Origin of the sequence: Paenibacillus yonginensis (genome assembly GCF_001685395.1) — a bacterium.
In the GTDB taxonomy this organism is placed as follows: domain Bacteria; phylum Bacillota; class Bacilli; order Paenibacillales; family Paenibacillaceae; genus Fontibacillus; species Fontibacillus yonginensis.
The window spans coordinates 1,783,084-1,794,854 of record NZ_CP014167.1 but is presented as its reverse complement, the minus strand read 5'-3'; the positions used below and the strand labels follow the sequence as shown (position 1 = coordinate 1,794,854).

Annotated in this window: 11 protein-coding genes; 8 read left to right on the top strand and 3 right to left on the bottom strand. The window is 49.0% G+C overall.

The features are described 5' to 3' along the window. The first annotated feature begins 29 nt into the window (after positions 1-29). Both AWM70_RS08260 and AWM70_RS08255 read left to right on the top strand, forming a co-directional pair. Positions 30-944: a tyrosine-type recombinase/integrase gene (locus tag AWM70_RS08260; RefSeq protein ID WP_099093074.1), complete on the top strand. Its 915-nt coding sequence runs from the start codon at positions 30-32 to the stop codon at positions 942-944. A 185-nt stretch (positions 945-1,129) separates the two neighbouring features. After that, positions 1,130-2,236, top strand: coding sequence for a DUF3900 domain-containing protein (locus AWM70_RS08255; RefSeq protein WP_068695395.1), 1,107 nt, complete (start codon positions 1,130-1,132; stop codon positions 2,234-2,236). Positions 2,237-2,562: 326 nt separating this feature from the next. Here the strand turns inward: AWM70_RS08255 and AWM70_RS08250 are convergent, their stop codons facing one another. Next, positions 2,563-3,492, bottom strand: a complete 930-nt coding sequence (locus tag AWM70_RS08250; RefSeq protein ID WP_068695393.1) for an L-lactate dehydrogenase — start codon at positions 3,490-3,492, stop codon at positions 2,563-2,565. Positions 3,493-3,845: 353 nt separating this feature from the next. On the opposite strand from AWM70_RS08250, the gene AWM70_RS08245 reads away from it, so the two are divergent. From AWM70_RS08245 to AWM70_RS08230, 4 genes are all read left to right on the top strand, one after another. After that, positions 3,846-4,877: a polysaccharide deacetylase family protein gene (locus tag AWM70_RS08245; RefSeq protein WP_068695391.1), complete on the top strand. Its 1,032-nt coding sequence runs from the start codon at positions 3,846-3,848 to the stop codon at positions 4,875-4,877. A gap of 84 nt (positions 4,878-4,961) precedes the next feature. Then, the gene (locus AWM70_RS08240) at positions 4,962-6,245 is read left to right on the top strand and encodes a YCF48-related protein (protein ID WP_068695388.1); all 1,284 of its coding nucleotides are present in this window, start codon (positions 4,962-4,964) and stop codon (positions 6,243-6,245) included. 401 nt (positions 6,246-6,646) lie between these two features. Then, positions 6,647-6,832 (top strand): hypothetical protein, encoded by a 186-nt coding sequence (locus AWM70_RS08235; protein WP_068695387.1) that lies wholly within the window; start codon positions 6,647-6,649, stop codon positions 6,830-6,832. 201 nt (positions 6,833-7,033) lie between these two features. Continuing rightward, positions 7,034-7,444 carry a DUF2500 domain-containing protein gene (locus AWM70_RS08230; RefSeq protein ID WP_068695385.1) on the top strand — a complete coding sequence of 137 codons (411 nt, stop codon included), beginning with the start codon at positions 7,034-7,036 and terminating at the stop codon, positions 7,442-7,444. Positions 7,445-7,607: 163 nt separating this feature from the next. On the opposite strand, the gene AWM70_RS08225 is transcribed toward AWM70_RS08230, so the two are convergent. Continuing rightward, positions 7,608-8,933 (bottom strand): FAD-dependent oxidoreductase, encoded by a 1,326-nt coding sequence (locus AWM70_RS08225; protein WP_068695383.1) that lies wholly within the window; start codon positions 8,931-8,933, stop codon positions 7,608-7,610. Positions 8,934-9,153: 220 nt separating this feature from the next. Between AWM70_RS08225 and AWM70_RS08220 the strand changes: the two genes are divergently transcribed. Together AWM70_RS08220 and AWM70_RS08215 are read left to right on the top strand one after the other, a co-directional pair. After that, positions 9,154-9,630, top strand: a complete 477-nt coding sequence (locus AWM70_RS08220; RefSeq protein WP_068695382.1) for an FGGY family carbohydrate kinase — start codon at positions 9,154-9,156, stop codon at positions 9,628-9,630. A gap of 4 nt (positions 9,631-9,634) precedes the next feature. After that, the gene (locus AWM70_RS08215) at positions 9,635-10,567 is read left to right on the top strand and encodes a sedoheptulokinase (protein ID WP_169823417.1); all 933 of its coding nucleotides are present in this window, start codon (positions 9,635-9,637) and stop codon (positions 10,565-10,567) included. 45 nt (positions 10,568-10,612) lie between these two features. Here the strand turns inward: AWM70_RS08215 and AWM70_RS08210 are convergent, their stop codons facing one another. Further along, on the bottom strand, positions 10,613-11,746 hold the full coding sequence (locus AWM70_RS08210) for a GerAB/ArcD/ProY family transporter (RefSeq protein WP_068695378.1): 1,134 nt from the start codon (positions 11,744-11,746) through the stop codon (positions 10,613-10,615). Positions 11,747-11,771: the final 25 nt, after the last annotated feature.

Genomic DNA, 11,771 nt, shown 5'->3' with positions numbered 1-11,771 from the left:
GGCAGTTATGCAGGCAGGAGGTCGGCTTAATGATGAAAGAACTCCCGGAAATATACGAAGAAGCGGTGGAGGCTTTTCTGATCTGGATGAAGGATGCGGGGTATACAAAATATACGCAGAAATCTTATTTAAGCGATGTCTACGAATTGCTGGACAGTCTGGACGGCAAGCCGCTTGAGCGGGTGAAAAGGCTGCATATCGTCAGCTATCTGACGTCCGTCCGGGAAAAAGGCGTTTCAGACGCGACCCGCAACCGGAAACATGCTTCGGTGCATTGTTTCTTCAAGGCGCTGAATGAGCTGGAAGTGCTGGAGGGCAATCCGGCGGCTGGAATCAAAAAGTCCAAAACGGAAAAAAATCGGCTTCCGGTTTTCCTGGATGAGCATAGCCTTGAGCGGTTTATTCAGCATATAGACGGAAAATACAAAACGCGGAATATTGCGATTTTTCTGCTGATGGGGTACATGGGGCTGCGGGTCGGAGAGGTCAATGCGCTAAATCTATCGGACTATAATCCCGAAGCGAAGACGTTAAGTGTGCTGGGGAAAGGCCGAAAATGGAGAGTCATTCCAATTCCGGAAGCGGTGCTGCCTTTTCTCGAGGCCGCGCTGGACAGCCGTTTAAGTCCATGGAGAAGCAAAGAGGAAGCGATGTTTATTTCGCAGAAGGGGAAAAGATTGTCCATCCGCTGCATCCAGCAGATTGCGGCTGATACGTTTGAGCGGTTTCAAACCGGGGTGCCGGAGGCGCGGAAAATCGCTTATTCCAGCCATAAGCTGCGGCATTCTTTTGCCACAATGCTGCTGCGGCGAGGCGCGGATCTCCGCACGGTTCAAGAACTGCTGGGCCACTCGTCGATCCAGACGACAACGGTATATACTCACATTACCAGCCGCGAGAAAGAAGAAGCAATGGCCAAGCTGGAGCTGCGAATTTCGATATAACCTTCCTCTCTTTAAGTATACATTATAAATATTATGTTAACTTTTAGGACGGGAGAGCCAACTCTCCTTGGGATGAACGCCCGGCAAAGAGATAAATAGGGGAGATTTTTATTTGTTTTAATATTATTAATCATTTATCTCATTAAACATACAAACACCAGAAGATGAGTAAAGGAGTTTGCTGCATGAAGTTTATGGTTCAAATGTTGTCTTTTTTTGTAATTCAAGGGGAAGGCCAAGAGAATGGCGGGGGAAATAACGCGAATTTATCGTACAAGCATTTTCAAACCTTGGATGGAGAAGAGTATATCGACAGTGAGATTCAGCGCTTTCTGAGCGGTGAGTTTAACCGGATCGCCAAACGTAAAGTAGAGAAAAATCCCTCCGTCGAGCATGCGCCGACTAAGGTTGGCCGCTTTATTGTGGAACCGGATTATGGGCTGGACAGCAATCCGAATTTTAATATGTTTGCCCGGATGCGGGCTGCTACTGACAAACAGGAATTTCAATATGCCTGCGATGATGTCGTCCGGGCTTACCTGGACACCAGCGCCGTACGGGGCGGCGCCTTGATTGCAGTGCAGGCGACTTTGGAGAATTATTCGGAGGACCCGTTTATATTCCTGCTGAAATGTGACTTTGAACAGAAAATCGCGCGGATTTCGGATGAACGCAGCCTCGTCAACCAGGTCGAAATGGCCATCAGCGCGCGCAGCATGAAATCGATTATGTATCCTTATATGCTGGAAGAAGGGATGGTTGACGACTGGGAGCTGAAAATTCATCAGACCTCGCATGCCCGCTATTTTGAAGACTTCCTGAAGTTTGTCACTTATGAGCAGTCAATACCGGAAATGGTGAACGATCATGTCATGGGCTGCGTCCAGCAATTTGTCGAAAGCAAATGGCCGGACGAAACGCATGAGGAACGCCAGCAGGTAGAACATGAAATTGAGCTGTGGGCGGCAAGCGAAAAGAGGGATATTCAGGAGAAGTGGGAGCCAGCCGAGGTTGTCGAAGCCGCGGAACGGATTATTGAAATCAAACCGGAGATCGAGCTGAAATTCCGGATAGGGGATACGCTGGTGAAAGGCAAATTGGCTGACTTTGGCGGCACCATTCATTTCTCCAAATTAAACGGTCGGTATGCCGTTATCTTGGAAGGGGATTCGTTTGTGTTCGATAAAGGTTTCTCGCCAGTGGAGCTGCTTCAGCCGGAGCCCTTCCAAGATGTAGCTGAACGATTGATCAACAAGAAGACGGAGAAACCGGATGACGGAATCCCTTATTAAATGGGATTCCATGTTCATTAGCTGTTAGCGAGCAACATTATTCCAATCATTAGTCAACTTAATAATTATTATGTAAACTAATCGCGGTAGACATTTTTAAAATCCGTATTTTCCTTTCATTATTTTGAACGTCATCGGCCAATCCCCGGTGTCAGTCGGCACAAGGGAATATAGTTAATGGCATGAAGCGATTAATTAATGATATTAATTATTTTCGAAAATGCCTCCTACATCCGGCTTTTCACTGCCAATCAACAAATCCACCGCTTTCCCTTTGAGGGGGCGGTGGATTTGTTGCGACCGCAGTTCGGAGTAAAAGCTCCGTATTACAGCTCCAAGCTGGCGATTTGTTCTTTTAATTTACGGGCAGAAGCCTGGAAACGTTCAAGTTCTTCCGTGTTTAGCTCAATATCAAGGACTTCACGGACGCCTGAACGGTCCACAATACTTGGCACGCCCAAATAAACATCGGAAACCCCGTTATAGTCGGTCAACAGGGTGGAGACATTCAAGACGGAACCTTCATCCTGCAGGATCGAAACAATGATCCGGTCTAGGGCCAAAGCGATAGCGTAGGAGGTAGAGCCTTTAGCGTTGATGATTTCGTAAGCGGCATTTTTAGTCCGGTTAAAGATATCTTCCTTATCCTCTTCACCGATCTCTAGATCCACACCGGCCACGTTGGCCAAGCTCCATAAAGGCAGCTCGGAGTCGCCGTGTTCGCCTACGATGTGAGCATGGATGCTGCGAGGATTGATTTTTTTGTTCTGACCGATCAAATAACGGAACCGAGCGCTGTCGAGCAGCGTGCCGGAGCCGATTACGCGGTTAGCCGGGAATCCGCTTTTCTTCAGCGAAACATAGGATAAAATGTCGACTGGGTTTGTGGCCACGAGAATAATGCCGTGGTCGTTGTAGTTTGTAATATTGCGGATGATATCGTCGAAGATCGCCGCATTTCTTTTGAGCAAATCGATGCGGGTTTCACCCGGCCGCTGGTTGGAGCCTGCAGCAATGACGATAATATCGGCGTCTTTGCAGTCGCTGTAGTCTCCGGCCCACAGCTTGACCCCCCCGGCAAACGGAAGGCCATGATTCATGTCGAGGGCTTCCCCGAGCGCTTTTTCATGATTCGCGTCAATCAGCACAAGTTCAGAGGCCCGTTCCCGCAGGAATAAAGTATAAGCCGTAGTAGCCCCGACGGCTCCCGTTCCAATCACGACAACCCGGTTTGGGCGCTGAGCAGTGTTTGTCATTTTGTATTCTCCTTTGCTTTCTCTCTTCAAAATGGAATCAGGTTTTTCCTTATATTACCCCAATAGCCGGGATTTCCATCCACGGCTCCATGGCCCTTATGTACTGCCGTTTGGCGCTCCTTTCCTGTTTTTTTCTTATTGTACCTCAATTGTTCGCATTCCAATATCCTCCTTTTTGATGATTTGAATTTAAGAATTGAGGAACTTCCATAATCAGACAATCTTCCCTGCTTGTCACCAAATTATGATGAGTTTGTAACCACGGGTTAACCATTCTGTAAGCTCCACACTAGCTTTTTATATTATCCTAGTATTACTAGAGAGAGTTGATTGCAGAGAGGCAAGGGTGAGGTATGGAGAAGCAAAGGAAACAGGGGAACAAAAGACGCAGCAAGATTACTTTGCGGAGAGTCAATACCTTCTTGGCAGCTGCGGTAGTCGTTTTGGCAGCTTTATCCGTCTATACGGCGAGTACACATTCTACGACAAAAGGGGATAAGACGGTCAGTTCGACAGCATTGGGATCCAACCGCAGTCAGCCGTCCTCATCAAGCCCTGTACATACAGCTGGAACAGCTCAGGAGCAGGAATCGAGCGGGAGCCCAAGCGCCGGGGAACCAAAAGCAACTCCGGAACCAACACATCAACCGGACCAAGCTCCGCCGGCTTCCAATAGCATTAGCACTGCAACGGAGCCGCCTGCTTCGAGCAGCACTAACGTTCAGGCCACATCGCCATCCGGCCTGCAGCCTGTGCTCCCCTCGTCGGTCAAGACTAAAACCGTTTATTTAACATTTGATGATGGCCCCAGCCGTTACAGCGATCAAATTGCCGCTATTTTGGCGAAAAACGATATTCATGCTACCTTTTTCGCTATCGGCGGGAATTTGAAGAAGTATCCGAAGCAGGTGAACCGCCTGCTGAAAGCGGGCCATTATGTGGGGCTTCACAGCATGTCCCACGATTACAATAAGCTGTACAAGAGCGGGAGCTCAGCGAATTTCATCGAAGAATTCAAGCAGGAACAAACCTTGTTCAAGAAAATAACGGGCCGGGACGTGGATCTGATCCGTGCCCCATACGGCAGCGCGCCGCAAATAGACAAACAGTTCCGCGATGATATTGTGAATGCCGGCTTCAAGCTGTGGGATTGGACCGTCGATTCCGAGGACTGGAGCTATAAGAACCACCCTGAGAAGGTGATCGGTCAAATCAAAAGGCAGGTGCACGGCAATTTGAATGTCATCTTAATGCATGAAACGAAACAGACGGTCCAGGTTTTGCCTCAAGTGATTGCTTACCTGAACCATAAAGGCTACGCTTTTGCGGTTTATAAACCGGAGCAGCACCTGGTCGTTAATTTTGCCCATGATGATCGGCTGTGACTGGTTTGATTACGCTTTCATGGACTTCATTCAAACTTTTTCTTATAATGATAGAAGATAATCTTAGTAAAGGAGGCAGAACAGATGAGTAAATGGCGGCACATGATGATCGTCCTGGTTGCAGCCTGTACGCTGTTGTCTGCCTGTACAGCGAGAGAAAAAGCATCTGGACCTGCTCCCCTGCAGGAAGAGGACAATCAGGAGAACGGCCAGGTACTCACTGTTGTCAACCCCGAAACGGCCAAATCGGAGGATACTGCGGCTGCGGTTGATTCTACGAAGAAATATCAGATTCAAACACGTTTGACTGACTTTCAATTAATGACGGAAACGACCGGCATTGCCTGGGGGATCACCCGGGGAGAATTACGTCTTTATACGACTAGTGACAAAGGCAAGACATGGACCAATATTTCACCGGCTGCGACGGTCCAATTTCCGAGCCCGGTTCGTTACGGCAAAGAAATGTTTTTCCTGGACCAAGGACATGGCTGGATTATGCGCAAAGCCCAAGGCTCTACGGGAGGAATCCTGCTTCACACGGAGGACGGGGGCCTTAATTGGAAGATTTCATCGCTTCCATCAGGCATAAGTCCAAGCAGTATATATTTTGCCAGTGCCGATCGAGGCTGGCTGATGGCGGTCAGTCCGACCTCTCCTGGCAATCAGCAGAAACTTATCTATAATACTTATGACGGCGGCAGAACCTGGGCCGCTTCCAAAGACGAAGTCGTCAGCTCGGGGCAGGCTGGAGCATTGACCAGTCTTCCGCAATACGGCTACTTCTCGGATATGGAGTTTACGACCGAACAACAGGGGTATGCGCTTATTCAGGAGATCAAGAAACCCGACCTTTATACTACCAAAGACGGCGGGCAGCATTGGACGCTGAACAGCTTCTTTCACAAGCAGGAGCTTGGCGATTGCGATAGTTATACAGCCGAGGAACTCCGCTTCTTTGATGAAAGCGGCCAAAGCGGATTTATCCCGGTACGCTGCACCAAAGGAGACAGCTCCAAATACAGTGGATACTTTACGTCAGACGGGGCGGCAAAGTTCCAATTTATCAACTTCGCTCTGCCGTGGCAAACGGATGTGAATGCCAGGCTTGCTCCGTTTTTTGTAGATGAAATGGAAGGCTGGAGCTTACAGGGCCATCTGCTTTACCATACGATAGATCAAGGACAAACCTGGAGACCGCTGCCGCAAAGCGCGAGGCTGGCCTCTACGCTGAATGATTATCCGGAAGTGGTTAAACTTCAGTTCATTTCACCTAAATATGGCTGGATGCTTGTACAGAATAGCCAAGAGAGAACTTCAAGATTACTGTCTACTCAAGACGGCGGACTTAGCTGGCAAATGCTATAAATTTTTATCCTTTATTTCTGACGAGCCCGGATTTTAATGATGAAGTTAGTATCAAGTATGGCATGGAATATAATTCTTAAAAAAATATTCAACTAATAATGGAACTGCGATTGGAGTCTCTAAGGAAGAAGCTATTCTCCATGCAGTATGTGAAGTTTCCAACCACCTCGCTGACAAGAACGAGGTGGTTTTATTATCCCTGCGGGTACATAAAATCCATCCATTCCACTCGACTTTTAAAATATCAAAGCAAGCTGTTAAGCTTCGTTTACCTTTATGTAGGAGATTTACGATCTTACCAGCGTATTGTGAAAATAATCACATAACATCCGAAAGACCTGTGATATATTTAACTTGTAAAGAGGAACCCCCACAACCCACACTTTAAGGAGTGAATAAACATGAAAACCCAATTGTTCGATAATACAACGACCCGTAACCTGCTGCAATTCTGCTACACCTGCACCGACGCTCATGAATGTACGACAGAAGAGGCCTGCAGAGAATGCTGGGCAGCCAACAACCTGCTTGAAGAAGACGATGAAGCGGGTGAAACAAGAGAGCTGTTGATGGAATATTATGCTTAACCAGCAAGCCGGCAGCGGCTTTACGGTTTTCCAATAACCTTCCCCAGGACTCATGGGGAAGGTTATTTTTGCGTAAAAAGGTCGAGACGCCGCAATTCTTGTACAGGGGAAGATCAAGTTTCGGTTTGGAACGCATATATTTAGAACAAGCGGGGAAGAAAGGTGAATTCGCCGTTCTTGAAGCCAAGGAGGGGAGTGGGCATGCTTACCGGTTTGGAAATGTTTGACGTGACAGGTTCCGTTATTCCTGTGTTTATTATTGTCATTGTGGGCATTCTGGCCATTTCGGCAGGCAGCGGCATTTACCGGTGGGTTCGGAATAACCGCCAGCCGGTACTGTCGGTATTGACAACGGTCACAAGCAAAAGGACCGAAGTAAGCTACCGTCACAGCAGCGACTCGGATACCCACCGATCGGTTACCCGGTATTACATCACTTTTGAAGTAGAGAGCGGGGACCGCCTTGAATTTGAGGTTCAAGGTGAAGAATACGGACAGACCGCTGAAGGCGATTTGGGCAATCTCACCTTCCAAGGCACCCGTTATCTTGGTTTTCGGCGTCATGTGCATGGATATGCCCGGCAGTTCCCGGATATTCACCGCAGCCATTAAGTCTGCATGAACCAGCCGCTGTATTTACAGTTGTAGCCATGAAAGAAAGCGAGGATCCGGCTTTGTACAGGTTCAAGCCAAACAAACAGCCCCGAAGGAAGCCATACGGTTCCTTACGGGGCTGTTCCATGTATTCAAGAGGGAAGCCGGGGCTAAGAAGAAGCTAAGAGGATAAGGCTTCCGGTTTGTTCAAATTGGCCAGCAGTGATTGGGCCACCTTTCGGGCGCTGGAGAAAGCTCTTTCGGCCAGCTCGCCTTTGCCCACGCAGCCGTCGCCGCAGAAATAGAACGGAACGCCGGCCAATGTGTTTGGCAGAAGCTGATTGGAGGCGATGTTCTTGACGCTGGAGACCATCGCTTTTTTGGAGACGCGTTTGACCTCCAGGGAATCCCGCCAGCCTGGGTAGAACTGGTCGAACAGTTCCTCCATTTTGCTGGTTTTATTGTCCATATAGGCTTTGCGTTCTTCATCGGATTCGAAATGATCGTTCAGGTAAGCGATGCCCTGAAGCAGCTGGCCGTTCTCGGGAACCACCGTATGATCGGTAGCCGAAACGTCGCTGATGAACATTTTGTTATCCATATCGCTGATATAATGGAAAGGACGAGCCACCACTTTGGAGAACCCGACGTCATAGACCAGAACTTCGGTGGAGGTGTTGCCCGCATAAGGCGCGAGTGAAGTTTCCCAAGGGGTCTCCTCCATTATTTTGCAGACTTGCTGAACTGGAATAGCAAAAACAACCGCATCAAATTCCAGATTCTCGCGGGTCTTCGTATTCAGAATAAGAGAGCTGCCTTCCTTGCGGAACGATTCTACCGGCTCTTTCACTGAAATATTCCAACGTCCGCTCGATTCGATCTTCTGCTGCAGCTGATCGGTTATAACGGCCCAGCTTCCCAGGATGTAGTTGACTGGCTTGGAGGAGAGGAAAAGGTTATGATAATATTCGGCAATCACTGTGCCAGGCACTTTGCGGGCTTCCTCCGGCGTAATAAAGAAATTGGAGCAGACCAGATGTTCCCAAAGCTCTTTGACATCGTCAGCAGCGTGGGAACGATCCAGATATTCGCCGAGCGTCGGATAATTCTTTAATTGATGAATGTTGGCAATGATAGCAGCGACCTCGCCGACAAAGCGGACTTTCTCCATCGCCGATAACACGTTAGTCTTCATGATGTTCATGAAATCGAGAGGAGCGAGGGTCAATTGGTTGTTTTTGGCGTAAACGACACGGCGTTTATCCACCTGCTTGCTTTCAAATTGCAGGCCAAGCTCCTGCTTCATTTGCGAAATGGTGTTGCGATCGATTCCGTAAACGGCATGTGCGCCGTAATTCAGGGTAAATCCGGATTTCTGATACGTAAATGCGCGTCCGCCCAGCTGCGGGCTGCGTTCAAACACAACGCCTTCTACGTCGGGATGTTCCGACAAGTAAGCTGCGGCGGTTAAGCCGGCGAGTCCTCCGCCGATCACGGCTATTTTCATGAATCGTACCTCCTCAGGGTTTGTGGAGCAAAGCTGCATATTTCATTCGTCAGGCTTCATATTTGCGATTCAATTCAATACTAGTATATGTTATTCATGAAAGCGCGTCCATAGAAATAGACACGTTTTGTTCAAAAATGCAATCGCATTCATTTCCTTTTGTCCTTGCATGACAAGGTTCGTTATGAAATTCGGTTTTAGAAAAAATGGAGGGAAACAAATGGGATCAGCTTATATCGGAATAGACATTGGGACTACAACCATTACCGGTCTGATTTATGACCTGAACAGACGGGAGGTGGTTCATCGGATTACGGCCAATCAGGCTTCAGCTTCCCTGCAGGGCCAAGAGAATGGGGAGCGGCTGCAGGATTCGAATGCTATTTACAGACAATCCGAGCGCATTCTTAAGGAACTGCTCGGCCTGGAGCCGGAGATCGAGGGAATCGGATTAACCGGACAAATGCACGGCATTGTATATATGAACGAGTTTGGAGATGCGGTTAGCCCGCTGTATACGTGGCAGGATGGACGGGGAGCCCAGCTTGTTCCCGGGGAAAATAGGACGTACGCCGAGCGGATCAGCGAACTAACCGGGTACCGGGTAGCCCCGGGTTATGGGCTAGTTACGCACGTGTATAACGTGGAGCGCGGACTGCTTCCAGAGGGGGGCCGCAGCCCTGTGCTCAATCGCTGATTTTGTGGCAGCTAAATTAACGGGGAAGACTACGCCTGTAATGGACGCGACTCAGGCCGCAGCTATTGGCGGTTACAGCGCTGAACTGGGATCTTTTGATCGGAAGGCTTTAGATGGGATGGAGATCGGGAAAGCGGGAGCTGGATTGGATAGTTCCGTATTTCCAGCTGTAGTCCCATCCGGGACAAAACTCGGGCATACCCGCGAAGGGATTCCCGTGTATGCTTCATTAGGAGATAATCAGGCTAGCTTCCTCGGCAGTGTTCCGGATCCGGAGCATACGATGCTGTTGAACATCGGAACGGGCAGTCAGCTTTCTGCTTTTGTTCCTAATTTGACGCAGGCGCCAAAGGGAATGGAGGCGCGCCCTTATCCTGGCGGCGGCGTACTAATGGTCGGAGCCGCACTTAGCGGAGGCAAGTCTTATGCTCTGCTGGAGAGGTTTTTTCAGGAAGTAATCGAAGCTTATACCGGCAAAACGCTGGACGCCAGCGAGGTGTACGCCTGGATGGAACGGATCCTGGTAGAGGCCCCGGAGCAGGAGCAGGGGTTGACGGTACGGCCCTGGTTTCTTGGCACACGCTCTAACCCGAATGTCCGGGGGAGTATCGAGCATATATCGCTGGATAATTTCCGCCCGGCCAGTTTGACTCACGCCTTCCTGAAGGGCATGCTCGAAGAACTTAAGCCCTATGCAATCAAGCTGCAACAGCTGCAAGCCGCGGCCTACGACAGATTGGTCGGCTCCGGGAATGCGCTCCGTTCCAACCCGGTCTTACGCGCCAAAGCCGAGACGATATTCGGCATGCCGCTGAGGCTCAGTGCTTCGCCGGAGGAAGCGGCTGTCGGAGCAGCCTTATGTGCAGCGGTCGGAAGCGGACGTATTGAAAACTTCCGGCAGGCCGGACGTTTTGTCGGGGAGCTAAAGGCAGACTAGTTGCTAAACGGGAATACATGGCGTGTTGGCCGGACGCTGGATGGTTCACGTGGGAGTATCGTCGGCTGTAGAGTTTTTATTCCCTCGTCTCCAGATTCTTAACAGCTGTGAAAGAACAAACAAAAAAGGAATAAATAGAAGCACTAGATATTCGCCTGTTTGGTTGTATAGAACGGACAGCCCTTTCAATTGACTGGGTTTGGTCACAAAAAACATTAAAACCATAAAAACCCCCATGATCCATCCAAGTCCAATACGCGGTTTAATGTTCATGTCCTTTTTAAGAAGCTGACAGGAGGCCCAGATCGTCAGACCGATGTTGGCCAGCAATTTGACCAGCCAAAAGGTTAGAACCATGTATTCCGTCCGCTGCATCAAAGGAAGCTCTATCATGGAAATAATACTGAGGGTAGGCCATAAAAGTTTGTCCATCTGATTGGGCGTGAAGTAAGTGAGACTGATAAACAGGACCAGCAGGTAGATAAATCCGGAGTGGGCCACCGCCCAGTACGCCCATTTGCGGGATTTTTCCCTGGATTGGATATAAGGATAGAACACCAACAGCATTTCACAGCCGAGAAATTGTTGGCACATTGTCCTCGAAGCTTGTATTATTTCACTGGTGCGGTGAACGTAGACGGGAAGCAAATTCCGCCCGTGCAAATAAGGAAAAACCATGACCACTTGAGTGACAACAAAGATCAGCATAAAGAGGGTCCCCCAAAAACATAGGGCCGCCACAGTCTGGAAACCTCCCGTTACCAGGTAATAGGCCAAAGCTAAAATTAAAAGACTGATCGGCCATAAGTTCATAAGGGGAAAAATCCATACCTGAATCACCTCCAGGTAAAACCGTAACGCGTAAAAAGCCCCTATGACGAAATACAGGACAAAGATAATATTCAGCGTCCTGCCCAGAACGTTGCCAAAATAACGCCGGTTAATAGCCGCGAGATGTTCTTGTCCAGGGGGCTGCATCTCTAAAATCCGGAACATCATCCAGATCAGAATGAATACAACAAGGAGGGACAGCAACGTGGCTATCCAGGCGTCGGCCCCCGCAATAGAAACGAGGTCATGCTGAAAGCTCATCATCCCGATCCCGACAAGGCTCACATAGATCAAGAAAAACATATGAATAGGCGAAACAGTAAACTTATCGCTAACCGGACGATTCATAAATGCGACCTCCTCTCTTTGGCGG

Excerpts from the sequence above, each read along its gene's own strand:
- AWM70_RS08260 (WP_099093074.1), top strand. The coding sequence starts at position 30 with ATGATGAAAGAACTCCCGGAAATATACGAAGAAGCGGTGGAGGCTTTT.
- AWM70_RS08255 (WP_068695395.1), top strand. The coding sequence starts at position 1,130 with ATGAAGTTTATGGTTCAAATGTTGTCTTTTTTTGTAATTCAAGGGGAA.
- AWM70_RS08250 (WP_068695393.1), bottom strand. The coding sequence starts at position 3,492 with ATGACAAACACTGCTCAGCGCCCAAACCGGGTTGTCGTGATTGGAACG.
- AWM70_RS08245 (WP_068695391.1), top strand. The coding sequence starts at position 3,846 with ATGGAGAAGCAAAGGAAACAGGGGAACAAAAGACGCAGCAAGATTACT.
- AWM70_RS08240 (WP_068695388.1), top strand. The coding sequence starts at position 4,962 with ATGAGTAAATGGCGGCACATGATGATCGTCCTGGTTGCAGCCTGTACG.
- AWM70_RS08235 (WP_068695387.1), top strand. The coding sequence starts at position 6,647 with ATGAAAACCCAATTGTTCGATAATACAACGACCCGTAACCTGCTGCAA.
- AWM70_RS08230 (WP_068695385.1), top strand. The coding sequence starts at position 7,034 with ATGCTTACCGGTTTGGAAATGTTTGACGTGACAGGTTCCGTTATTCCT.
- AWM70_RS08225 (WP_068695383.1), bottom strand. The coding sequence starts at position 8,933 with ATGAAAATAGCCGTGATCGGCGGAGGACTCGCCGGCTTAACCGCCGCA.
- AWM70_RS08220 (WP_068695382.1), top strand. The coding sequence starts at position 9,154 with ATGGGATCAGCTTATATCGGAATAGACATTGGGACTACAACCATTACC.
- AWM70_RS08210 (WP_068695378.1), bottom strand. The coding sequence starts at position 11,746 with ATGAATCGTCCGGTTAGCGATAAGTTTACTGTTTCGCCTATTCATATG.